Annotated in this window: 18 protein-coding genes; 13 read left to right on the top strand and 5 right to left on the bottom strand. The window is 40.5% G+C overall.

The genetic code is table 11. The features are described 5' to 3' along the window. Nucleotides 1-18 precede the first annotated feature (18 nt). Nucleotides 19-1,080: a mechanosensitive ion channel family protein gene (locus O9324_RS14685; RefSeq protein WP_288140554.1), complete on the bottom strand. Its 1,062-nt coding sequence runs from the start codon at nt 1,078-1,080 to the stop codon at nt 19-21. A gap of 28 nt (nt 1,081-1,108) precedes the next feature. On the opposite strand from O9324_RS14685, the gene O9324_RS14690 reads away from it, so the two are divergent. The 10 genes from O9324_RS14690 to O9324_RS14735 all read left to right on the top strand — a co-directional run bounded on the left by O9324_RS14690 (nt 1,109) and on the right by O9324_RS14735 (nt 18,586). After that, nucleotides 1,109-1,600, top strand: coding sequence for a c-type cytochrome (locus O9324_RS14690; RefSeq protein ID WP_502846585.1), 492 nt, complete (start codon nt 1,109-1,111; stop codon nt 1,598-1,600). A gap of 320 nt (nt 1,601-1,920) precedes the next feature. After that, nucleotides 1,921-4,071 carry an O-linked N-acetylglucosamine transferase, SPINDLY family protein gene (locus O9324_RS14695; protein WP_288140555.1) on the top strand — a complete coding sequence of 717 codons (2,151 nt, stop codon included), beginning with the start codon at nt 1,921-1,923 and terminating at the stop codon, nt 4,069-4,071. A gap of 17 nt (nt 4,072-4,088) precedes the next feature. Continuing rightward, nucleotides 4,089-6,242 carry an O-linked N-acetylglucosamine transferase, SPINDLY family protein gene (locus O9324_RS14700; protein ID WP_288140556.1) on the top strand — a complete coding sequence of 718 codons (2,154 nt, stop codon included), beginning with the start codon at nt 4,089-4,091 and terminating at the stop codon, nt 6,240-6,242. A 17-nt stretch (nt 6,243-6,259) separates the two neighbouring features. Further along, entirely contained in the window at nt 6,260-8,419 is a 2,160-nt protein-coding gene (locus tag O9324_RS14705) for an O-linked N-acetylglucosamine transferase, SPINDLY family protein (RefSeq protein WP_288140557.1), read from the top strand. Nucleotides 8,420-8,431: 12 nt separating this feature from the next. Next, the gene (locus tag O9324_RS14710) at nt 8,432-10,585 is read left to right on the top strand and encodes an O-linked N-acetylglucosamine transferase, SPINDLY family protein (protein WP_288140558.1); all 2,154 of its coding nucleotides are present in this window, start codon (nt 8,432-8,434) and stop codon (nt 10,583-10,585) included. Nucleotides 10,586-11,097: 512 nt separating this feature from the next. Next, complete coding sequence (locus O9324_RS14715) at nt 11,098-12,489, top strand: NAD-dependent malic enzyme (protein ID WP_288140559.1); 1,392 nt, start codon at nt 11,098-11,100, stop codon at nt 12,487-12,489. Nucleotides 12,490-12,520: 31 nt separating this feature from the next. Beyond that, nucleotides 12,521-13,255 (top strand): M15 family metallopeptidase, encoded by a 735-nt coding sequence (locus O9324_RS14720; RefSeq protein ID WP_288140560.1) that lies wholly within the window; start codon nt 12,521-12,523, stop codon nt 13,253-13,255. A 486-nt stretch (nt 13,256-13,741) separates the two neighbouring features. Continuing rightward, nucleotides 13,742-17,260, top strand: coding sequence for a HEAT repeat domain-containing protein (locus O9324_RS14725; protein ID WP_288140561.1), 3,519 nt, complete (start codon nt 13,742-13,744; stop codon nt 17,258-17,260). Between the two features lies 1 nt (nt 17,261). After that, nucleotides 17,262-17,771, top strand: coding sequence for a HEAT repeat domain-containing protein (locus tag O9324_RS14730; RefSeq protein ID WP_288140562.1), 510 nt, complete (start codon nt 17,262-17,264; stop codon nt 17,769-17,771). A 458-nt stretch (nt 17,772-18,229) separates the two neighbouring features. Further along, entirely contained in the window at nt 18,230-18,586 is a 357-nt protein-coding gene (locus O9324_RS14735) for a hypothetical protein (RefSeq protein ID WP_288140563.1), read from the top strand. A gap of 171 nt (nt 18,587-18,757) precedes the next feature. Here the strand turns inward: O9324_RS14735 and O9324_RS14740 are convergent, their stop codons facing one another. The 4 genes from O9324_RS14740 to murQ form a co-directional block, all read right to left on the bottom strand. Then, nucleotides 18,758-19,336 carry an esterase/lipase family protein gene (locus O9324_RS14740; protein ID WP_288140564.1) on the bottom strand — a complete coding sequence of 193 codons (579 nt, stop codon included), beginning with the start codon at nt 19,334-19,336 and terminating at the stop codon, nt 18,758-18,760. Nucleotides 19,337-19,445: 109 nt separating this feature from the next. After that, nucleotides 19,446-19,790: a DUF4164 family protein gene (locus O9324_RS14745; protein ID WP_193956374.1), complete on the bottom strand. Its 345-nt coding sequence runs from the start codon at nt 19,788-19,790 to the stop codon at nt 19,446-19,448. A 181-nt stretch (nt 19,791-19,971) separates the two neighbouring features. Next, a complete protein-coding gene (locus O9324_RS14750) occupies nt 19,972-21,462 on the bottom strand; it encodes a site-2 protease family protein (RefSeq protein WP_288140565.1) in 1,491 nt (496 codons plus the stop codon). 27 nt (nt 21,463-21,489) lie between these two features. Next, a complete protein-coding gene (murQ, locus tag O9324_RS14755) occupies nt 21,490-22,410 on the bottom strand; it encodes an N-acetylmuramic acid 6-phosphate etherase (protein ID WP_288140566.1) in 921 nt (306 codons plus the stop codon). 195 nt (nt 22,411-22,605) lie between these two features. On the opposite strand from murQ, the gene rplU reads away from it, so the two are divergent. From rplU to O9324_RS14770, 3 genes are all read left to right on the top strand, one after another. Beyond that, nucleotides 22,606-22,995: a 50S ribosomal protein L21 gene (rplU, locus tag O9324_RS14760; RefSeq protein WP_002785944.1), complete on the top strand. Its 390-nt coding sequence runs from the start codon at nt 22,606-22,608 to the stop codon at nt 22,993-22,995. 34 nt (nt 22,996-23,029) lie between these two features. Further along, the gene (rpmA, locus tag O9324_RS14765) at nt 23,030-23,299 is read left to right on the top strand and encodes a 50S ribosomal protein L27 (protein ID WP_002744094.1); all 270 of its coding nucleotides are present in this window, start codon (nt 23,030-23,032) and stop codon (nt 23,297-23,299) included. 147 nt (nt 23,300-23,446) lie between these two features. Continuing rightward, nucleotides 23,447-24,060: phytanoyl-CoA dioxygenase family protein (locus O9324_RS14770; protein WP_288140567.1), on the top strand; the 614-nt coding region annotated here is incomplete at its 3' end.

Below are 24,060 nucleotides of genomic sequence, written 5' to 3' on the forward strand. Positions count from 1 at the left end.
TGCGATAGCAAATTGAGGTTAACTAGGGGGATTACTGGGGGGATAGGGAAAAAGAATTGGATAGGGAAGTTTAATTCCTTCTTGCTGATAGCGTCGGTGTAGGAGTTTAATAAATTCGTGTTTAATGGTGAGATGTTGAAAAAATTCTTCTTCTACCACCTTGAGATAAACTGTTAGCACAATGCTATAGTAATCGAGTTTACCATAAAGAATCAAGGGTTTATAGTTACCGAGGTGAGGTTGCAATAACTGAGCGATTTCTTGCATAACTTCTAGGGTAACTTTTTCGACTTTTTCTAAGTCACTATCGTAACTAATGCCCACTTCCACGGGAATCAGTAGGGAGTGATCTGGTAAACTATAGTTACGGAAACTAGAAGAAATGATCTGAGCATTGGGAATGACCAAAATATTATTGGTAATTTCTTCGATGACTGTGCATCTTAAATCCACATCTCGCACATAACCAGCTTCTCCCGTTTTCAGTTCAATATAATCTCCCGGTCTAACTTTTTTAGAAGTGATAATATTAATCCCTGACATTAAATTAGCTAGGGTATTTTGGAGAGCTAAACCGAGGGAAACACCCCCAATACCAAAGGCAGTAAGCATCGGAGTTATCGAAATGCCAATCGAGCTTAAAATCAGCAAAAAACCGCAGCTAAAAATCAGAACTTTGGCGAGAAATTCAAATAGGGAAGTTAGGGAAGAAATGCCATCATCTCCCGTGGTATAAAATCGTAATATTTCCACGGATAATTGAGCAATAGCCCAAGTAGCTGAAGCTAAAAAAGCCACTAGCAGCAATTTTTTGCTCAGGAGAATCAGGTAGGGAAAGAGGGGAAGATTGGGAAGGGAGAGGGCAATATTTAAACCCAAAAGTCCGAACCAAAGTATGCTTAATCCACGAAGGGAACGTAAAACCCCTTCCGAGAAACGCAGGTTTTTTTCTCTGGCAATCGATAAAAGTTGACTGACAACGCGCTTTTCTACGAGCCATCCCAACAGCAGGAAACTGAGGACGATGGTGATAGGTAGGATAATATAGGGCCAATCTTCCAGTCTGGTTAATAGGTTCATTGCTAGAGGGTTAGAAAAAGATGCAGTTTTGTCTTATATTATTCTCCATTTGCCTATCTCTAGCAGCGGCGGTGGAATTTTGGGGCAAAAAGTTGCAAAATGTAAAGAGAAACTCATCTTTCCTTCGGCGGCCTTCGTGAATAGTCAGTTATTTAAACCAAAATTCGGGCTTTATCGACTCTTAATGGTTATAATCGTGGGTTTGTTGCTGATTAGCACCTTTTTAATCGCTTTTCATCTGGCTAAGATGTCGGATCCCTACATTAAAGAGGTGTTATCCCTACAAGGTAATGTCAGTCGCGGTTACGAAATCTTTCAGATTAACTGTGCTGCTTGTCACGGTCAGTTTGCTGATGGCATCGTCGGACCAAGTTTAGAGGACGTTTCCCATCGCAAATCGAGAATTAGTCTGATTGAACAGGTAATTAGCGGTAAAACCCCGCCGATGCCCAAATTTCAGCCTGATACTCAAGCTATGGCCGATTTATTGGTTTATTTAGAAAATCTTTCAAAAAACTGACTTGAAAGAGGGTGTGGGGTGTGGGGTGTAGGAAAGGAAACCTCTTTCATCTGTGGGGGTGAAAACTTTTTCATCGGGATTTACTCTTGGCTGACGTTGATGGTAAGCTAGGACTCGTTGAAACTGGGTGGAGAGTGGCAGGTGGGGAATGGAGAGGTGAGGGAATGGGGAATTTCAACTAAAACCCCAACACCCCCCGCAACGCACACGCAGTGACCACCCCAAAACCCAACCCCTGAGAAACTGATAAATTTTACTTATATAGAAAAATTTTGCTTCTATTTGGGTACGCTAGTAGAGACACTTAACGATAAATACTTATGTCTTGGCATTTCCAAGTTGAACCTGCAATTATGCAAGGAGATTTCTGGCAAGTTAGTCAGTTTTACGAAGAACTGATAGAAAGAGAACCCTTAGAAATTAGTCATTATTGGTATTTAGGATTAGCCTATCTTTTGGAAGCTCGGGAAGAAGAAGCACAAGCTACTTGGTTATTTGTCTTCACTCAAGGAGATGAACAGGAGGTGATGCTGTGGACAGCAGATTTAGTCAATATTTTGGATGGGGAAGCGCGCCGACAATTAGAGTTAGGCAATTTAGAAACCAGTTGGTTAATTCGAGGACATATTCGCGAGATTAGTCCCGATAATATTGATAATTTACTGCGGTTTATTTTATTAGCAATTAATTTGAATTATTTCGATAAAGAGCAGTTACAAGCTTGGTTATTTGTTGATGTGTTAAAAACAAGTAATTGCCAGAATCTAGAGTTAAGTTTATTGGAAGAAGTTTTAGAAAAATTTCTCGATTCTCAGATACCAGAAACCGTCCCTTACTTAGAGGCAATATTTCAATCTAACTGTCAGCGACAAACTTTTATCAAAGTAGTAGAAGCTAAAGTATTTTATCTAGCCATGAATAATAAACCATTGGCTATTGATATTATTAATACTTGTTTAGCAGTAGAACCGGAGCAAATTTGCCTGTTAGCTGAACTTTATCAATGTTATTTTGATAATCGAGATTTTGCTGCTGCTATGCAAGTAGCTAGTCAATTAAAAACAAGCTGTCGAGATTTGCCTTCTCAAGCTGTCGCTGATTATATTGCTCTTTATGTCAAATTATTTAGTGGTGATTGGGTCGATATTAAGGCAGATGTTGAAGAATATACAGAATCCTTGCAAAAAAGTATCGCTAATCGAGAATGTCCCAGATTATTGGATAAACCATCCCTAACAATTTTATCCCCTCTAACTTACCTAGAAGATAACCCAATAAAAAACCGTTATATTAGTAATTGTGTTGGTCAACTTTTTCAGGAATATGTTCGCAATAATTCTAACTGTAATTATCAGCAAAAATCGACTATTAAGGATACCAATAAAGTTCTGAAAATTGGCTATATTGCCCATACTTTATATAATCATTCTATCGGATTAATTTCTAGGTGGTTGATGAAGTATCATGACTATAATGAGTTTCATGTCTCCTTATATTTAGTATCTCAACAAGAAGATTTTATCACTGAAAATTGTTTTAGAAATCAGGTAAATGCTTGCTATAATTTACCTGTCGATCCTCAAATGATTGCTGAAAGAATCAGTCAAGATAACATTGATATTTTGGTGGATTTAGACAGCATCACTAATAACACAACTTGTCAAGTCATGGCACTTAAACCCGCACCAATACAAGTGACTTGGTTAGGTTTTGATGCGTCAGGAATTCCCGCAATTGATTACTATCTTGCTGATAATTACGTTTTACCAGCAGATGCACAGGAATATTACCGAGAAAAAATTTGGCGCTTACCTAATTCCTATATTTGTGTGGATGGTGTCGAGGTTGCTTACCCCTCTCTCCGAAGGGATGATTTAGGGATTCCAGAGGATGCAATTAATTACTTAACCGTACAAACGGGGGTTAAACGTAACCCTGAAACTATTCGACTTCAGCTACAAGTTTTAAAGGCAGTTCCTAATAGTTATTTGAGTATTCAAGGGTTAAGTGATGCTAAATCATTGGAAAAATTATTTTTCAAAGTTGCCGAGGAAGAAGGAATTAATTATGAGAGATTAAAAATCTTCCCCCTCTATCCCACAGGAATTTATCGAGCAAATTTAAGGATAGCTGATGTGGTTTTAGATACCTATCCCTTTACGGGAGGAATGACGACTTTAGATGTGCTGTGGATGGGGATTCCTTTAGTTACAAAAGTTGGTCAACAATGGTCATCGAGAAATAGTTATACTTTAATGGTTAATGCGGGAATTAGTGAGGGTATTGCTTGGAGTGATGAGGAGTATATCGATTGGGGAATTAAGTTAGGTAAGGATGAACAGTTGAGACGCAAAGTTATCGCTAAATTAGATGAATCTAGAAAAACTTCACCGATTTGGAATGCACGTCAGTTTACTAAAAATGTGGAAAATGCCTATCGTCAAATGTGGCAAATCTATTGTGAAAGTTAATCAGGGAGAATTAAATCATGTCTTGGCAAAATGAAGTTAAAACCGCTTTAGAAAACAATCAATACGATATTGTTAGTCAGTTTTACGAAGAACTGATAGAAAGAGAAACCACAGAAATTAGTTATTATTGGTATTTAGGATTAGCCTATCTTTTGCAAGGAAGAGAAGAAGAAGCGCAAACTACATGGTTATTCGTCCTCAGTCAAGGGGATGAACAGGAGGTGATGCTGTGGACAGTAGATTTAGTCAATATTTTGGATGGGGAAGCGCGAAGACAAGTTAAGCTAAAAAATTGGCAATTAAGCTGGGTAATTCGTCAGCATATCTACGAGATAAATCCAGATAACTTAGAAAATTTGTTATATCTAGTGCTGTTAGAAATTAAGCTAGAATATTTTTATCCCCAAAAACTTAAAGATTGGCAAATAGTTAATTTAATTAATTCGGACAAGTTAGAAACTTTCGATATAAATTTACTCCTACACACAATCTATAAACTTCTAGATTGGCCAGCGCAAGAAGTTTTGGATATTATCATAACCCTTTTAAAAATAGACTCACAACAATCGGCAATATTGGAAATTATCGAACAACATATTGAAAAAATTTATTATACTGATAAAACTAATGCTGTTATTTTGACTCTTAGCTGTCTAGATATTATACCCGATCACTTACAGCTTTTGTACAAAATTCGTCAATACTATATCGAGACTGGTAACTTTGATTTGGCCTTAGAAACTGCCAATAAAATCAGGAATTTATCCAATGATAAAGTATCAAAACTGGATAGTATTTATCTGCTGCTCTATACGGAACTTTTAGCAGGTAATTGGTTAAATATTGGCAATAAAGCTCAGGAATATTATCAAGCAATTCAAAATAATTTAGAACGGTGTCAATGTCCCATGAGAAATCAAGCTGAGGTTATTTCTATCACTTCTCCCTTAGCTTATTTAAAAGATGACTTAGTAGGCAATCGCTGGTTAACTAATCAGTTAGCTAAACTATTTCAAGAGGCAGTTAGAAAAAAAATTAATCAAGTTACTATCGAGTCTCAGAAACCTAAAGATGTCAATAAAAAACTAAACATTGGCTATATTGCCCATACTTTACGGCGACATTCCGTCGGGTTTTTAAGTCGCTGGTTAATTCATTATCATCAACGAGATAACTTTAATATTCATCTCTACCTAGTCAATCAAGTCGAGGATGATATTACGGAACAATGGTTTAAAAATAAGGTGGATAGGTATGATAATTTACCAGCAAATCACCAAATTATTGCTGAACAAATCAATCAAGATAACATCGATATTTTAGTAGATTTAGATAGTATAACTAATGATGCCACCTGTCGAGTTATGGCAATTAAACCCGCACCAATTCAAATAACATGGTTAGGATTAGATGCCACGGGAATACCTGCTATTGATTACTTCCTTGTAGATAATTTAGTTCTAGAAAAAAATGCCCAAGAGTTTTATCAAGAGAAGCTTTGGCGCTTGCCTAACTGTTATCTTGCCGTGGATGGATTTGAAATCGGAACACCAACGCTAACCCGAGAGGATTTAAACATACCAGCAGAGGCAATTACTTATTTAACTTTGCAAGTGGGATTAAAAAGAAATCCTGCCACAATTCGCTTACAAATGCAGATTATTAAAGCAGTACCTAACAGTTATTTATTAATCAAAGGTGCGGGAAGTGAAAAGCTGATCAAAGATTTATTTATCAGCATTGCTAAAGAGGAAGGAATCGATGAAAATAGATTGCGCTTTCTCTCAGGAGTTGCTACGGAGGAAATTCATCGCGCTAATCTCCAAATTGCCGATGTGGTACTCGATACCTATCCCTACAGTGGTGCAACCACTACTCTAGAAACTCTTTGGATGGGTATTCCTGTAGTGACAAAAGTTGGTCAACAATGGGCCAGTCGTAACAGTTATACTTTTATGACTTATGCGGGAATTAGCGAGGGTATTGCTTGGAGTGATGAGGAGTATATTCAGTGGGGAATAAAATTAGGAATGGATGAGGAATTAAGAAAAAAAATAGCCATGCAATTGCAAGCTTCTCGTCAAACAGCACCGCTTTGGAATGCACGTCAGTTTACTAAAGATGTGGAAAGCGCCTATCGTCAAATGTGGCAAATCTATTGTGAAAGTTAATTAGGGAGAATTAAATCATGTCTTGGCACAATGAAGTTAAAACCGCTTTAGAAAACAATCAATACGATATTGTTAGCCAGTTTTACGAAGAACTGATAGAAAGAGAAACCACAGAAATTAGTTATTATTGGTATTTAGGATTAGCCTATCTTTTGGAAGCTAGGGAAGAAGAAGCGCAAACTACTTGGTTATTTGTTTTCACTCAAGGAGATGAACAGGAAACCGAGTCATGGCTGCTAGAATTAAGCAATATTTTAGCAGCCGAAGCTAACCGACAATTAGAGTTAGAAAATCTAGAAATCTCTTGGTTAATTCGTAAACATCTACAGGAAATTAATCCTAGCTATCTCGATAATTTACTGCATTTAACCCTCGTTGAAATTAAATTAAATAGATTTCATCCTCAACAACTGCAAGAATGGCAAATACTAGAATTAATTACCCAGGGTTCAGTTAACTCTCAATTATTGGAACGGGTAGTAATTGCCGTCATACCTTACGCTCATAAATATACCATAGAATTAGTTCGATTAAGTTTACCCTATCTCGGCAATTCTCTAGAATTACTTAATCACGTCATCACTGTTACCCGACGCTTTGCTTTTGAGAAATATCAACCTATTTATTCCGTTGACTTAGCGGAAGCTTTTCTTCCCCTTTATCCCGAAAATTTGTACTTAGTAGCTAATTTATTTTGGTTTTATGTCTCTGTCCCTAACTACCCAAAAGCGATAGACTTTATCAAAGAATTTAAAGAAAAAAGAGAAACAATTGATTTAAAAATGTTTAGTCAATCTCTCCTCTTTAGTGGTTCTTTACGAGCCTCAAAATGGAATGACATTCCTAGTATTTATCAAGAGTATAAACACTTAATTCAAGAATTTATAGAAAAAAAGCCTCAAGATATACATCCCTTAGTTAGAGAAAATTTACTAACAGTTATGAACCCGATTTCTTACTATGAAGATAACCCGAAAGAGAATCGACCGCTTTTAAATCAGATTGGCAGTTTTTTCCAAGAAACCTACAAAGAAATGCTGGGTTTTCAAGAGGAAAGTTTTGACAAACCGAGAGAATATAATCCCGATAAAAAACTTAAAATTGGTTACATTGCCCAAACCTTAAAACGTCATCCAGTCGGTTTATTGAGTCGTTGGACTATTAATTATCACAATCGTGAACAGTTTGATATCCATCTTTATATGGTGAGTCAACCTGTGGATGAAATAACGAAACAATGGTTTTCTAATCCCGCAGATAAAATCTATCATGCTACTGCTGATTCCCTAGCAACCTACCGCAAAATTAAAGAAGATAACATCGATATTCTTGTGGACTTGGATAGTGGTACTGGACCAATGGTTGTCCAAGTTATTGCCTTAAAACCTGCTCCTATTCAAGTTAACTGGTTAGGTTTTGATGGTTCTGGTTTACCCGCAGTAGATTATCTTTTAGCGGATCCTTATGTACTACCAGAAAATGCCCCAGAATATTATCAAGAAAAAATCTGGCGTTTACCTGATGCTTTTGTCGCTATGGATGGTTTTGAAATAGCCGTTCCTACCCTGCGAAGAGAAGATTTAGGTATTAATAACGATGCGGTTATTTACCTAAGTTCTCAAACTGCAATTAAGCGTAATCCTGCGATGATTCGCTTACAAATGCAAATCATTAAATCTGTACCCAATAGTTATTTCCTGATTCAAGGAGTTGCTGATGATAATTCTCTCTGGGATTTATTCTGTCAAATTGCCGCAGAAGTTGGGGTAGAAACTAATCGAATTAAGATGCTTCCTATCTATCAGACGGAAACCTACAGGGCAAATTTAGCCATCGCTGATGTGGTTTTGGACACCTATCCCTTTAACGGTGGTACAACCACCCTAGAAACCCTCTGGATGGGAATTCCTCTGGTGGTTAAAGTGGGGCAACAATGGTCATCACGCAACGGTTATACTTTAATGATGAATGCGGGAATAACTGAGGGTATAGCTTGGAGTGATGAAGAATATGTGCAGTGGGGAATTAAGTTAGGATTGGATAAAAATTTGAGAGAAGAAGTCCGTTGGAAACTCCGAAAGTCTCGTCATACATCTCCCCTCTGGAATGCCAAACAATTTACCAGAGATTTAGAAACTGCTTATCGGCAAATGTGGAATATTTATTGTCAATCTTAGCGGATAAAAACTATGCAATGGCATCAAGACATACAAACTTATTTAAACGATAACAATTATCAACTGGTGTTGCAGTTTTATGAACAATTAGCTGAAAACAATTCTCCAGCAATTGAGGATTATTTTTATCTAGGATTAGCCTATCTTTTACAAGATAGAGAAGAAGACGCGCAAGCTACTTGGTTACTGGTGTTGAGTCAAGCAGCCGAATCAGAATTATCGGGGTGGATAGAAACTTTAACTCAAATCTTAGATGCAGAGGCAACCAGACAAGAAAATTCCCAAAGACTAGAGACAAGCTATCTAATTCGATTGCATCTACAAAACCTTAATCCTAGTTTTTTAAATAATCTCCTGCATCTGATGGAATTAGAAATACAATTCCAAATATTTGCGATGGAAAAGTGCAATGATTGGTGTGTATTTGAACTGTTAGAGAATACAGCTACAGCAGCAATTAATCTTGATTTACTGCTGCGAGTGACGGAAAAAGTTTTAATCTACCCCTGTACTGATACCATCCACTTTTTAGAATTAGCAGCCTTACATATCAATAATCCAGAAATAATTGCAGCCAAAGTTATATCAGCAATTGTCAATTATGCTTATCAACAAAAGCAAAGTGTATTTGCTATTAATTTAGTAGAACTTTGTTTGCGCTTTCTCCCAGAGGATTTATACTTACAAAATAGTTTGTTTAATCTTTATAAAACCACCACTGTTGACTATAAAAAAGCTCTAGAAATTGCCGATAATTTTTATAAAATTTGCCAGACAACTACTGAAAAGCTCTTGGGAATTTCTCTAGTGATTGGTATTTTACAAGCTAAGGGAGACTGGGGAAATTTACCTAAATTTATCGATGAATTAATACAACTAATCGAGCGACAAATTAATGCCAAACAATTTAATGCACGTCCTTTTATTATCGACTCTATTTTAGGAGTTACTATCTGTCTTCCCTACTATCAAGATAATCCGAAAATCAATCGCTATTTACAAAGTAAACTAGCAGAAATTTTTCAAGCAGATGTAAGAACCCGCTATAACTATATTGCTCCTGTTTCGTCTCCAAAATCTCCAGCAAGAAAAATAAAAATTGGTTATATTGCCTATACTCTCCGTCGTCATTCTGTGGGTTGGTTAAGTCGCTGGTTATTTCACTATCATAATCGAGATAAATTTGAAATTTACACCTATTTTGTCAACCAAGCAGCGGACGAAATTACTGAAAAATGGTTTATAAATAACTCAAATTATAGCTATAACTTGCCAGCAAAAATTGAACAAATAACTGCCCAAATTCGTCAAGATAACTTAGATATTCTAGTGGATATTGATAGCTTAACCAATAATACAACTTATCTAGTAATGGCCTTAAAACCCGCACCGATACAGGTAACTTGGTTAGGATTAGATGCGTCGGGAATCCCTGCGATTGATTATTTTATTGCCGATAACTACGTTTTACCCGAAAATGCTGAAGAAATTTATTCAGAAAAAATCATCCGACTTCCTAACTCTTATTTATCCGTGGATGGTTTTGAAGTGGGTGTTCCCACTAGGAGAAGAACTGATTTAAATATTCCCGATGATGCTATTATTTATCTGACCGTGCAATCGGGATTAAAACGCAACTTAAACATGATTTATCGGCAATTGCAGATTCTCCAACAGGTTCCTAATAGCTATCTTTTAATCAAAGGTTTTGCCGACAAAGAAACCATTCGAGAATTATTTCTCAAAAGTGCCGACGAATTGGGAATTAGTCAAGATAGATTAAGATTTTTGCCCAATGATTTCAATGAGGAAACCCATCGCGCTAATCTAGGAATTGCTGATATAATTCTCGATACCTATCCCTATAGTGGTGCTACCACAACCCTAGAAACCCTCTGGATGGGGATTCCTTTAGTCACTAGGGTTGGTGAACAATTTGCAGCCCGCAATAGCTATACTTTTATGAAAAATGCTGGCATTAGTCAGGGTATAGCTTGGAGTGATGAAGAATATGTGCAGTGGGGAATTAAGCTAGGATTGGATAAAAATTTGCGGGAAGAAGTCCGTTATCAATTACGTCAATCTCGTCATACATCTCCCCTCTGGAATGCCAAACAATTTACCAGAGATTTAGAAACTGCTTATCAACAAATGTGGAATATTTAGGGTGCATCTCATTTTTGTCAATCTACTAAGTTGGGATTTTTAAGGGAAAACTCTCTTTTAAAATTGGGCTTTACTTCCGATTTTATCGCTCAATCCAAGCTTTTGGGGGGTAGAACCCCCCAAACCCCTAGGGTTGATTCATAGTAGGGTTGATTCATGAATCAACCCTACCCAAACCCCCGTTGGGGGCGTGGCGCCGCCCCCAAACCCCGGAGCGCATTAGCTTTTCGGTGGGCTGCTTACAGGCAGTTATTAATACATTTGTACGCACTTGAGAGTGACTGATAATTGCTGATTGTCGGTATTTTTGCAAATGTTGAGATGCAGCCTTCCTACCTTCTCCCCACACCCCACACCCCACACCTTTTAAAAAGAATCTAGTTTGACTCACTCGGTTTCACCGGTATTATGACCACAGAGATCATAATAGCTACAGAAACTGCACGATTAGATACCAAAGTCCCCCACAGATAGAAGATAATCAATATTTATCAGTATTGGAAGCCTTCAGCATGGTTCATTTAACGCCCAATCCTAGCTATAGTTTAAGTCTCAAGATAGAAATCCCCAATCAAGCGGGAACCTTCGCTTCTGTCCTCAATGCGATCGCCGATGTGGGGGGGAATTTAGGGCAAATTTCTCTAATCGAACGCAATTTAAAGATTAGCACCCGCGAGGTGATGGTTGATGCCGCTAGTACCGACCAAGCGGAACAGATTATCGCTGCGGTTAAAGCGCTACCAGATGTTAAACTCCTGAAAGTTTCCGATCGCACCTTCGACCTCCATCGTCGGGGTAAAATCTCCATTGAAAGTCGTATTCCCCTCACCTCCCAAGATGACCTGGCCATGGCCTACACCCCCGGAGTTGGTCGCATCTGCACCGCTATTGCCCACCAACCCGAACAAGTGTACTCATTGACCATCAAGGGTAACACCGTCGCTGTAGTGACCGATGGTAGCGCGGTCTTAGGATTAGGAAATCTCGGGCCAGAGGCTGCCTTGCCGGTAATGGAAGGGAAAGCGATGTTATTCAAGGAATTCGCCGGAATTGATGCTTTTCCCATCTGTTTAGCCACCCAAGACCCCGAAGAAATCATCGCAACCGTCAAAAGAATCGCTCCGGTTTTTGGGGGTATTAACCTAGAGGATATCGGCGCTCCCCGCTGTTTTGAAATTGAGAAACGTCTGCGAGCGGAATTAAATATTCCCGTTTTCCACGATGATCAACATGGTACAGCGATCGTTTCCCTGGCTGCCCTGATTAATGCCCTCAAATTGGTCAAAAAATCGCTTGATACAGCCAAAATCGTCATTAATGGTGCAGGTGCAGCGGGAATCGCCATCGCTACTCTCTTTAAAACCGCAGGAGCTACAGATATAACCCTCTGTGATTCCCTTGGTATCCTCTCCCAAAACCGGGACGATTTAACCCCAGAAAAACAAGCTTGGGCCGTGGCTGCCAGTGGTAAGCTAGGGGATGCTCTCAAAGGTGCTGATGTCTTCTTGGGAGTGAGCGCACCGGGGGTATTGACTCCCGAAATGGTCAAGGGAATGGCTAAAAATGCGATCGTCTTTGCCATGGCTAATCCGATTCCCGAAATTCAACCGGAATTAATCAATGATTTAGTGGCCGTGGTGGCTACCGGACGCAGCGATTATCCCAATCAGATTAATAATGTTCTCGCTTTCCCCGGATTATTTCGCGGGGCCTTGGACTGTCGCGCTAGGGCAATCACCGATAATATGTATCTGGAAGCGGCCAAAGCGATCGCTTCTTTGATCACTCCTGCTAATCTCAATCGAGAGAATATTATTCCCTCGGTTTTTGATAGTCGTGTAGTTACGGCTGTGGCCGCCGCCGTTCAACACGCTGCTCGTCAAGATGGAGTGGCCGGGGAATAATGTAATTATCGTGCAGGAGGGTAAGTGAACCGTGAAACCGATCGATGATATTCCCGAAGCTTTGCGGGACAGCCAGTACAGAAAAACTACTAATCCTAATGGTCTCATAGCGATCGCAAGCGGTTTACTTGCTCTGGTGGGAACCGGCCTAATTGCCATAGCAGTCTTGAATCGTCCCCCTGCTTCCGTAAAAAAACCGGTTATTAACCCATCACCCCCCATTAAAGCCACTCCTAGCCCCATTGAGAACATTTTAGGTCATTTACCCTATCAAGAGGCCCCAGAGACGGAATTAGCCCCCATTACTGGGGATGGTGCTATGCGTTTAAGGAAACCGGCAGCCAAGGCTTTTATCCAGATGCAGAGTGACGCGAGGAGGTCGGGGGTGATTTTAATGCCGATTTCCGCATTTCGATCGAAAGCAACCCAAGAAAAGCTCTTTTTTGAAGTTAAAAAACAACGCAATCAGGAAACCCGCAAACGAGCAGAAGTGAGCGCACCTCCGGGTTACAGCGAACATCATACCGGTTATGCGATCGATATTGGCGATGGTCGCGCTCCCGCAACGAATTTAAATCTTAGTTTTGCTAATACTGCCGCTTTTCGTTGGTTGCAAAATAACGCTGCCCAGTATAGTTTCGAGTTATCTTTCCCTGAAAATAATCCCCAGGGTATTAGTTATGAACCTTGGCACTGGCGTTTTGTCGGGGATAGTGACAGTTTAGAAACTTTTTATAAAGCCCAACAATTAGGAAAACAAAAATAGGATAACCTTATCGGCAATTGCCTCCTGTAGGGGCGAAGCATTCGGACAATAACCTATCGCTGAAACCAGAAATTTTCTATCCGAATGCTTCGCCCGTACTTTTTCAACTTTTTAGAAAACCCAACAATTAGGAAAACAAAAATAAGATAACCTTATCGGCAATTGCCTCCTGTAGGGGCGAAGCATTCGGACAATAACCTATCGCTGAAACCAGAGATTTTCTATCCGAATGCTTCGCCCGTACTTTTTCAGCAGACCCTAAATATTGCCGTAACGCACCAACAGAAAAAGTTTTTTATGTGTTAGCAAAGCGCGTAACACATCCTACACCTAATGGCGGGGGGTTGTGGACATTTCTAACGAGAGAATCTGGCCGCCAATCGATTCCGTTGCCAATTTTTCAGAGCTAGTCCCACTATATTGCTTATAATTGAAGGTATTAAAAGCGTTAATCCGGGTTCCTTCTCGAACTAACAGACAGCATCAATGATTGACTGGACTCCCTATCTCGAATCAATCTCGGAAAAGTACGCCCAGTGGGAGACATTTTACACCCTCACGGACGTAGAGGGAAAAACACGCTCGTCGAAAACTGCACCTTTGCTAAGGGATTTATGGGTGCAGACGATTGAAAAAGAACCAGAAAACCCACAAGAAAGAGCAGAAAGACCAGAAAAAACCGAAAGATTCACAGTTTTAGATGGTTTACGCAAGTATGCCGCTAATCACGTTCATGTTCTTTTAAAAGGTCGTCCCGGTTCAGGAAAATCGACCGCTTTAGCCAGATTATTATTAGAAGAATCCGTAGAGGCCCAAAGCTTGCGCCTAAATCAACAAAATCAGGCTAAAATCATTCAAATTCCCATTCTCATCGAATTACGCTTGTATGAAACCTCAATTCTTGATTTAATTTTACAATTCCTGAAACGCCATAAATTAATTATTGATAGTAATACCCTAGAAAGTTGGCTGTTAGAAAATCATAATTTTAGACCATTATTATTATTTGATGGTATCAATGAATTGCCCTCAGATACTGCACGACGAGATTTAAAAAACTTTCGCCAGCAGTATGCAGAAATTTCGATGATTTTCACCACAAGGGATTTAGGCAGCGACGACTTAAACATTGAAAAAAAGCTGGAAATGCTCCCCCTGACTGAACCACAGATGCGGGATTTTGTCAAGGCCTATTTGCCTGAAAAAGGCGAAGAAATGCTTAAACAGTTGGGAAATCGTCTCAAGGAATTTGGCCAGACTCCTCTGCTTTTGTGGATGCTTTGTTCAGTTTTTGATAATAATCAGAACAAAATTCCTGCTAATTTAGGCTTAGTTTTCCAGATTTTTACAGGAATTTATGACAAGAAATTAAAAGCAGATGTTCCTACTTACCAAGAATCGCGGGATTGGTGGCGAGAATTGCTGCAAGTGTTAGCTTGGAAAATGACCCAAGGGGAGTCAAAAACCGAGATTCAGGTGGCTATTTCCCGAACAGAAGCAGAGGAAGAATTAAGCAAATTTATCAAAAATAAAGGATTCCCAGAATATTACAGTAAGCAGTGGTTAAAGGATTTACTGAAATATCATCTAATTCACCTAGAAGGTAATGATAAAATTGCTTTTCGCCATCAACTGATTCAAGAGTATTACACGGCTGAGGAATTAAAGAAAAAGTTACGCAATCTCAGTGATGAGCAGTTACAGTGGGACTATTTGAATTATCTCAAATGGACGGAACCTATGGCGTTGCTGCTGGGGTTATTGGATGATGAAACCCAAGCAAAACAGGTGGTTAAATTAGGGTTAGAGATTGATTTAAAATTAGGAGCGAGGTTAGCAGGAGAAGTCAACTTTAAGTTTCAAAAGCAGACAGTGGGGTTAGTGCTTGGGTTGGATGTACCGAAACGGTTTAAGGTGGAGTTATTGGGATTAACAAAGTCTAATCAAGTTGTTAATGAGTTAAACCAAGCTTTAGAAGACTCTGATAATCATGTTCGTGGGTACGTAGCCGAGGCTTTGGGTAAAATTGGCTCGGAAACAGCCATTGCGGGGTTACTCAAGGCTTTAGAAGACTCTAATAATCATGTTCGTGGGTACGTAGCCTTCGCTTTGGGTAATATTGGCTCGGAAACAGCCATTCCGGAGTTACTCAAGGCTTTAGAAGACTCTGATTATTATGTTCGTATGTCCGCAGCCTTCGCTTTGGGTAATATTGGCTCGGAAACAGCCATTCCGGAGTTACTCAAGGCTTTAGAAGACTCTAATAGGTATGTTCGTAGGAAGGCAGTCGAGGCTTTGGGTAATATTGGCTCGGAAACAGCCATTCCGGAGTTACTCAAGGCTTTAGAAGACTCTGATAAAGATGTTCGTGGGAAGGCAGTCGAGGCTTTGGGTAAAATTGGCACAGAAACAACCATTCCAGAGTTACTCAAGGCTTTAGAACACTCTGATGATGATGTTCGTAGCAACGCAGTCAAGGCTTTGGGTAAGATTGGCACAGAAACAGCGATTCCGGGGTTACTCAAGGCTTTAGAAGACTCTGATTGGAATGTTCGTAGGAACGCAGCCTTCGCTTTGGGTAAGATTGGCTCAGAAACAGCCATTCCGGGATTACTCAAGGCTTTAAAAGACTCTGATTGGAATGTTCGTTGGAACGCAGCCGAGGCTTTGGGTAATATTGGCTCAGAAACAGCGATTCCGGGATTACTCAAGGCTTTAGAAGACTCTGATAGGTTTGTTCGTGGGAAGGCAGCCTTCGCTTTGGGTAAAATTGGCTCAGAAACAGCCATTCCGGGATTACTCAAGGCTTTAGAAGACTCTGATAACAATGTTCGTGGGAAAGCAGCCTTCGCTTTGGGTAATATTGGCTCGGGAGCGGCTATTCCGGATTTACTCAAGGCTTTAGAAGACTCTAATGATGATGTTCGTTGGTACGCAGCCGAGGCTTTGGGTAAGATTGGCACAGAAACAGCCATTCCGGGGTTACTCAAGGCTTTAGAAGACTCTGATAGCGATGTTCGTTGGTACGCAGCCGAGGCTTTGGGTAAGATTGGCACAGAAACAGCCATTGCGGGGTTACTCAAGGCTTTAGAAGACTCTAATGATGATGTTCGTTGGAACGCAGCCTTCGCTTTGGGTAAGATTGGCTCAGAAACAGCGATTCCGGGGTTACTCAAGGCTTTAGAAGACTCTGATGAGTATCTTCGTAGTGATGCAGCCGAGGCTTTGGGTAAAATTGGCTCGGAAACAGCCATTCTGGGGATACTCAAGGCTTTAGAAGACTCTAATGAGGATGTTCGTAGTAACGCAGCCGAGGCTTTAGGTAAGATTGGCTCGGAAACAACCATTCCAGAGTTACTCAAGGCTTTAGAACACTCTGATGATTATGTTCGTTGGAACGCAGTCGAGGCTTTGGGTAAGATTGGCACAGAAACAGCCATTCCGGGGTTACTCAAGGCTTTAGAACACTCTGATGATTATGTTCGTTGGAACGCAGCCGAGGCTTTGGGTAATATTGGCTCAGAAACAGCTATTCCGGGGTTACTCAAGGCTTTAGAAGACTCTGATAGCCATGTTCGTATGTCCGCAGCCTTCGCTTTGGGTAACATTGGCTCAGAAACAACCATTCCGGGGTTACTCAAGGCTTTAGAAGACTCTGATAGCGATGTTCGTATGTCCGCAGCCGAGGCTTTGGGTAATATTGGCTCAGAAGCGGCGATGACTGAACTTATCAAATGCCTAAAAAATCCTGATTTTGTCACATTAAATAATGGCGATACTCTCTCTCAAGCTAGAAAAGCACTAGACACAATTCAAAACAAACTTAAATACTATCACCCCCTCCCTGAATCTATTTCTTACTCCACTCAATCCCCAACCTCTGAAACCTCATCTATTACCTATGATTTAAGAGGAGCTATCATTAGCAATTTAGCTCATAATGTGCAAGGAAGCCAACAGAATTATCCCCAGCAACCTAATAACAATAACCCAGAGAAAAAATAACATGGTTCAGCAACTTAATAACACCCAAATCGCCATCAATACTTTATTGAATAAACTCAACGATTCTCTCCCCCAGATCCGCGCTAAAGCTGCCGAAGCCTTGAGCAAAATTGGCAATAGCAGCCTTGCCGACACCTTAGTATCCCATTTAATAGGAGAAAATGATCTTAATGTTCGCATAAATCTGATTCGAGCTTTAGGAGAAATTGGCAATGAATCCGCAATTCCTTATCTAGCTTCCTGCTTATCTGATACTAATCCCGATATTCGGATAATCACGGCGGAATCTCTCGGAAAAATTGGTAGTGAAAAAGCAATATCCTATCTCATTCAATCCCTACAAGATACGGAAGTAAAAGTTCGTGTCACAGCCACAATTGCTTTAGGTGAAATTGGACTAGAAGATGTTATTCCTTATCTAGTAAATGTTTGTTCCGATGAAGATGATAGCGTTCGTTTCAGTGCTGTTGATGCCCTCGGTAAAATTGGCTCTCGTTATGCAGTAAACTGATATGAAATTGAGTACAGAATCCCTCGATTTAATTATCAGAACTCTTGCCAAAAGACTATTCACAGACAAGAACCCAAGTATTCGGATTAAAGCCGCTCAATCCTTATTTTGATCCCCCTAAATCCCCCTTGAAAAGGGGGACTTGAATTCGACGTATCGCTTTCATTCAGAGAAATGTTCTCAGTTTTGCCATTATGGATGCTATAATTAGGGCTTGCTGAATAAATGTGAAATGTAGGCAAGATAGGGGTTTTGTGGCTTTTCTTGCGAAACAGGTGCAAGATTTTGAGAGAATCGTGCTTCAAAACCTTGCGTCTTCATCGGCCCGCGTCCTGTAGGGGCGAAGCATTCGGGCAATAACCTATCGGTGAAACCAGAGATTTTCTATCCGAATGCTTCGCCCGTACTTTTTGCCGCAAACCCTAATTATCATCAGTAATCTTCAATCTTTTAATCCTATGTCAGAAACTCCTAAATATGACCTTCGTGGAGCAAATATTGCTAACTTTGCCGATACGGTGCAAGGAGATCAAAAAGCCGTTCAACATAATTACGCCACACCCCAAAATTTAGCCGAAGCCGCTCAAGAAATCCAACAACTTATCAGCCAACTCACCCAAACTTATCCCACTAATACCGAAGTTGAAAAACAAACTTTTGTCGCACAAGTTGACGCAGAAATCCAGAAAAATTCTCGCCTAAGAAGCATTTTAATCACGGGAGGAATTGAATTAATTAAAATTCTCTGTCCTCCCCTCGGTATTCCCATTGAAATGGGTAAAAAATGGCTAGAAACTGCTAATTTAAGTGAGTAAACCTAGAGGTTTAATAATCTTCTAATGATACAAATCCCGAAGTCCGCCGCTGATGGGTTTTATTTTTGAATTAGCACAATTATAACCATAAGTCAAGCTTTTTTGATGATAATTAACTTTTTTGTTGGTGATATTTTGACTTTGTTCTGGTATTGGAGAGAACCAGTATTTCTATTCTAATAAAGTCTCTTTAATTGTTGTTAAAACTTTGCTATCTTTGACCATCCAAGCATGAAGCAATACAGGAATGGAAATTTCTTTGCCCACCGATAAACGGGAACTATGGGCAGGAAATATCATTAAATCGTAGGGAGTCCAGATAATTGTGGTTTTAATTTTATTTAAAATTTGTTGACAATCTTTATTTAAATCCTCTAGAAATTGACTCCCCGGCTGCATTTGTCTAATCCCATCTAAGGGTAAACTATACGCGGTTAAAGTGCCTCGATTCGGAGCAGAAATATTTAGGTAACGTTGCACTCTTGCCACTCCTCCCAATCTTTGCAGGTAGTAGCGAGTAATTAATCCTCCCATACTAAACCCAATCAGATCTACTTTCTGCTCTTTAGCAAAGTTTTTCTCGATATAATTCTCCACCTGACTGGCTAAAACTTCTAACTTTTTGTAACCATGATTGGGAATTAGGTTAAAACTATGCACCTGCCAACCATGATAGTTTAAATACTCGCTCATCGGTTTAAAAACAGCAGTAGTGTCCAGAAAACCATGCACCAAAACAACGGGATTCATAGATGAGATTTTATCCTTGAATTCTGAATCTATTCTAACGGATGATCGGGGTAATGAGCGAAAAATTTTTGGGAAGAGCCTATCTACTAGGTACGGCTACCGGCAACTTCTAAGGATTAGGGAAAAAACCAAAAAGTTTAGCTGCACCTCCTAAAATAGCGACTACCAATGCTATCAGAATCCCTCGATTGGTGAATTCCTGATAGGCAACCCTTGCAGTTAATCCCTCGATTTTTGTGCTTACTCGTTCATCCAAAGCTTTGATTTCTCCCTTGAGTTCGGCCTGTCCTATTTCTACTTTAGTTAACCGGTCTTCTATCTTGTCAAATCTCTCGTCAATACGTTTTTCCAGAGAGTCGATTTTCTCGTCAAGGCGTTTTTCCAGAGAGTCGATTTTCCCCTCAATCCTTGTCAGGACAGCTTCTAGGGAATAAGTGACAGTTTCGTTAGACATTTTGAGCAACTCCAAAAGTCAAATCTTCAGGGCTAAATGCTGGGGGCTATATCTTACGGAAAAATCAGGAGTCTGTAGGCGGACACGGATTCCCATTATAATAAAATTATAAGTCAAGACTTGAATTTTTGTCAAGCTTTTTTTTTGACGGCAATCAATGGCAAGAATTTCGGGGAAGTATTTAGCCACCGATGCCTAACCGTCCCGCTAAACTAGGGCTTAAAGGAATCAGAGTCGCTAACATTAAAAAGAGCAGTAATAAACCCCAACCAGCGCGGGTGTCATCGGGTTCGGTTAACTCGTTTAAACTAGGTCTTTCCAACTCTCTTTGTAAAAAAGCGACTAAAATTGTCCAATAAAGAGGAATCGGATTGCTAGAATTAACTAAGGAAATAATGCCCAGAATAACCAAAGTGGCCACAGTGGTACGGCGGGCAATTTTGCGACCATAAATAGCCTGAACAATTCTGCCACCATCTAACTGTCCGGCGGGCAGTAAATTAAGGGCAGTAATCACCAATCCTAACCAACCGATAACAGTTAAAGGATGCACGGAGATAACGGCATTTTGTAACTCGTCGCCCAAAACTATCCGCGCTAAAAAACTCACTAAAATTGAACTTTGGAAAAAGTTACTAGGGATTTGAAAAAGGCTGGCCGAATTAGATAAAGTCAGTCCAACAATTAACAAGATTAAAGAAACCAAACCTCCCAAAGCAGGACCAGCGAAAGCTATATCAAATAGGACACTGCGGTTAGGTAATAAAGATTCAAAACGAGTAATCGCCCCAAAAGAACCAATCTGCCAAGTGGGAAGAAAATAGGGTAAACTGAGACGAACATTATGGCGTTTAGCGATAATTAGATGACCGATTTCGTGGGCAATTAATACCGACCATAAACCCAAACTCAGGGGAATTGCTTCTCGATATCTCTGCCAATTACTAAACAAATCAAAACCCAATAAAATTCCCGCTGCTTCTAAGCTGGTGACAATAGTAGCCACTAACAAAACTAAAGCGAGATTTTTTTGAGCAAGAGTTGCAGGACTAGGATCATTAGTTTTGGGAAGGATAATTACCACCGGTTTTTCCTCGGTTCCTTCCACCAAAAATAAACGATATTTATCGCCAAAATGATTACTTAATTTCTGGGTTAAGCGCGAGTGAACTAGATCCGGTTCTCCCCGTAAATTGCCTTTAAAAATTGCCCCTTCCTGAAAAGAGATAGTCTCGGTGGCAAAAAAAGTATCTATCCCAAAAATACTCTGAATAACTTTTAGATCCTGTTCGGAAATTGGCATCACATCCGGCACAATTGCTGTCACCGCTGCCGGGGTTTCTAGGGGAGTAACGGACTGGCTAACCGCTGGGTTAACTTTTGGTTCAATTATCTGATTGGTTTTCAGTAAGCGTAAACGCTTGCCTAAATAAATATAGATAATTGTGGAAGCAACCAGTAAAAAGAGAATTACCGCTAGATTGAGTTCAATTCCCGCCGCAAATAGCCCGAAAAAAATTAACCAAGGAGCGATTAGTACCAAGGATTGTAACCAAGCTAAAATTCCCAGTTGGCCGTAGGGTTTAGACCGATAAAAACTCCAAGTCAAGATACCAGCAGCGACGAGGAAAATGACAGCGATCGCAGCAATTTCCGAAGAAATATTAACCATAGGAAAGTCAAAATCAATAGGTTTTTATCAATCAATTTGATTATAAGCTTGCAGAGCGGCCCGTAATTGACCCCGATGTTTTTGTAACAATTCTTGTCCTGCATCCGCCGAAAGTCCCGTTTTCTGCATTAACAAAGCCAATTTAACCCGGCGGCCACTTTTTTCCAGTAAAATTGCCGCTTCCTCGCGACTAATATCGGTAAGGTGGCAGATAATCCGCAGGGCGCGGTCATGGAGTTTATGATTAGTAACAGCCACATCGACCATCTGGTTGCCGTAAACCTTGCCTAACATTACCATTGTCCCTGTGGAAAGGATATTTAAAGCCATTTTCGTCACCGTTCCCGCTTTCAGGCGCGTGGAGCCGGCCAAAAGTTCTGGTCCGGTCAATAAGCGGATATCCACATCCACAGGAATCTCCACTTGTTCGGCGGGGACACAACTAATGGCAATCGTCGTCGCACCTCGCTGTTTTGCCGCCTGTAAAGCCCCGTGAACGTAGGGGGTGGTACCCCCGGCGGTAATCCCCACTACCACGTCTAATTCGTGAATTTCTCGCTGGGCAATAATCGCCGCCCCATCTTCCGCTTTATCCTCCAAATCTTCGGAACTACGCACCAGCGCCGCCGCTCCACCGGCAATAATTCCCTGTACCAATTCCGGGGGAGTGCAGAAGGTGGGGGGACATTCGGCCGCGTCCAAAACCCCCAGCCGGCCACTGGTTCCTGCTCCAATGTAAAAGAGTCTGCCACCTTTAGCCAGAGCTTGACCGGTCAGGGAGATTGCCAGGGCCAATTCTTGCCGGGCCATGGCGATCGCTTTTAGGGTTTGGGCATCCTCGCGATTGAAGAGATCCACCAATTCGAGCGGGTTTAATTGGTCTAAATTTAGGCTGTTTGGGTTAATTTGTTCGGTTAACAGGTGTCCTCTGCTTTCCCACTGTTCCATAACGGTTTAATTGAGTTTTTCGTAAGATTATTTTCAGTATATAGCCAATCGGTGGGTAAAAAGCTTGACAATCGCCCCCCGAATATTAGACAATAGTAAATTGTGTCAATTCCTGCTCGGATCAGGTGAAGACATTAGCACAAAAGCTGGGATTTTTTTCAGCTACCTGTACGGCAAAACGAGCGCAGAAAATTTATGAGTTACGCGATTATTGAGACCGGTGGCAAACAGATTCGGGTGGAACCCGGTCGCTATTACGATATTGAACTTCTTCCCGTCGATGAACAAAGTACCCATACCATCGACAAAGTGCTATTAATCCATGATGAGGATGATATTAGCATCGGTCAGCCCTTTATCGAAGGGGCTACCGTCGAAGGGACTGTCATGCAACATCGTCGGGGCAAAAAAGTTATTGTCTATAAAATGCGCCCGAAAAAGAAAACCCGCAAAAAACGCGGTCATCGTCAAGAAATTACCCGTTTTATGATTGATTCAATCAATTATAACGGTAAAACCCTAGTCGCCACTGCTGCTACCTCTGGCGCTGAAGTTGTGGAAGATAGTAGCGACGAAGAAGAATAACTTTTACAATCAAAAAAGCATTTGGAGAGAAATTATGGCTCATAAGAAAGGTACGGGTAGTACCCGCAACGGACGCGATTCTCGTTCCCAGAGACTAGGCGTTAAGCGCTACGGTGGTCAAGTGGTAAAAGCGGGAAATATTCTCATCCGTCAACGGGGTACTAAAGTTCACCCGGGTAAAAATGTTGGTCGTGGTGGCGATGATACTTTATTCGCTTTAATTGATGGTGTGGTCAAGTTTGAATACAAGGATAAAAGTCGCCGTCAAGTTAGCGTTTATCCTGCTGAAGTTAGCGCCAGTTAATCCCATCAACCCTGATTAATTTTTTCCCTGTAACCTCCTAATTAACACTAGGGGGTTTTTCAGATAATTTAGATCTGTTGACAGGGTAGATCGATCGCTTATAGATTAGATATAGTCCGAAAGTAGCTCGGAAAAGATGAACTGAGTATGATTCTTAAAATTGCCGATATCTTAAAAAATTTGCCCTGGTCTTTCGATTCTACTGCCGAATTACCCTGGTTAGATCGATCGCGAGCGGAAAAATCCCTGCAAAAAGCTCGTCAACAACGGCGAATTTCCGAACGAGAATATCAACTCCTTGACCATTGGCGAGAATTGGGTTATTGTGTTGTCAAAGATTTAATTCCCGCAACGGCGATCAATAATTTAGTAGCGGAATTAGCCGATTTATTTTTCCTAGAATCGGCTATCCCTGGGTTAAGAATTGAAGGCATTCAAGCAGAAAATCTACCGGCGAGTTTGAGTCACGAGCAAGTTTTAGCCCTAGATATGGAGCAAAGAAAAGCCTTAGTTAATTCTATTTGGCGACTCCATGCCTTTCATGAGATTTCCCCCGCTGCTCGAGCAATTTTTGACAATCAAAATCTGAGAGATTTAGTTAATTTAATTATTGGCAAATCCTGCGAACCGAGATATTCCATCAACTTCCTGCACGGTACAGAGCAGGGGCTGCACGAGGATATGGCAGTTTTTTATGTTCATCCTGCTAATCATTTAGTCGGTGTTTGGATTGCCTTGGAAGATATTTCCGCCGATGCTGG

Origin of the sequence: Microcystis sp. LE19-84.1B (assembly GCF_027531875.1) — a bacterium.
Lineage (GTDB): Bacteria > Cyanobacteriota > Cyanobacteriia > Cyanobacteriales > Microcystaceae > Microcystis > Microcystis panniformis.

What these genes read in the sequence shown, in the direction of transcription:
- O9324_RS14685 (WP_288140554.1), bottom strand. Translation starts at nt 1,080, where the DNA reads ATGAACCTATTAACCAGACTGGAAGATTGGCCCTATATTATCCTACCT.
- O9324_RS14695 (WP_288140555.1), top strand. Translation starts at nt 1,921, where the DNA reads ATGTCTTGGCATTTCCAAGTTGAACCTGCAATTATGCAAGGAGATTTC.
- O9324_RS14700 (WP_288140556.1), top strand. Translation starts at nt 4,089, where the DNA reads ATGTCTTGGCAAAATGAAGTTAAAACCGCTTTAGAAAACAATCAATAC.
- O9324_RS14705 (WP_288140557.1), top strand. Translation starts at nt 6,260, where the DNA reads ATGTCTTGGCACAATGAAGTTAAAACCGCTTTAGAAAACAATCAATAC.
- O9324_RS14710 (WP_288140558.1), top strand. Translation starts at nt 8,432, where the DNA reads ATGCAATGGCATCAAGACATACAAACTTATTTAAACGATAACAATTAT.
- O9324_RS14715 (WP_288140559.1), top strand. Translation starts at nt 11,098, where the DNA reads ATGGTTCATTTAACGCCCAATCCTAGCTATAGTTTAAGTCTCAAGATA.
- O9324_RS14725 (WP_288140561.1), top strand. Translation starts at nt 13,742, where the DNA reads ATGATTGACTGGACTCCCTATCTCGAATCAATCTCGGAAAAGTACGCC.
- O9324_RS14730 (WP_288140562.1), top strand. Translation starts at nt 17,262, where the DNA reads ATGGTTCAGCAACTTAATAACACCCAAATCGCCATCAATACTTTATTG.
- O9324_RS14735 (WP_288140563.1), top strand. Translation starts at nt 18,230, where the DNA reads ATGTCAGAAACTCCTAAATATGACCTTCGTGGAGCAAATATTGCTAAC.
- O9324_RS14740 (WP_288140564.1), bottom strand. Translation starts at nt 19,336, where the DNA reads ATGAATCCCGTTGTTTTGGTGCATGGTTTTCTGGACACTACTGCTGTT.
- O9324_RS14745 (WP_193956374.1), bottom strand. Translation starts at nt 19,790, where the DNA reads ATGTCTAACGAAACTGTCACTTATTCCCTAGAAGCTGTCCTGACAAGG.
- O9324_RS14750 (WP_288140565.1), bottom strand. Translation starts at nt 21,462, where the DNA reads ATGGTTAATATTTCTTCGGAAATTGCTGCGATCGCTGTCATTTTCCTC.
- murQ (WP_288140566.1), bottom strand. Translation starts at nt 22,410, where the DNA reads ATGGAACAGTGGGAAAGCAGAGGACACCTGTTAACCGAACAAATTAAC.
- rplU (WP_002785944.1), top strand. Translation starts at nt 22,606, where the DNA reads ATGAGTTACGCGATTATTGAGACCGGTGGCAAACAGATTCGGGTGGAA.
- rpmA (WP_002744094.1), top strand. Translation starts at nt 23,030, where the DNA reads ATGGCTCATAAGAAAGGTACGGGTAGTACCCGCAACGGACGCGATTCT.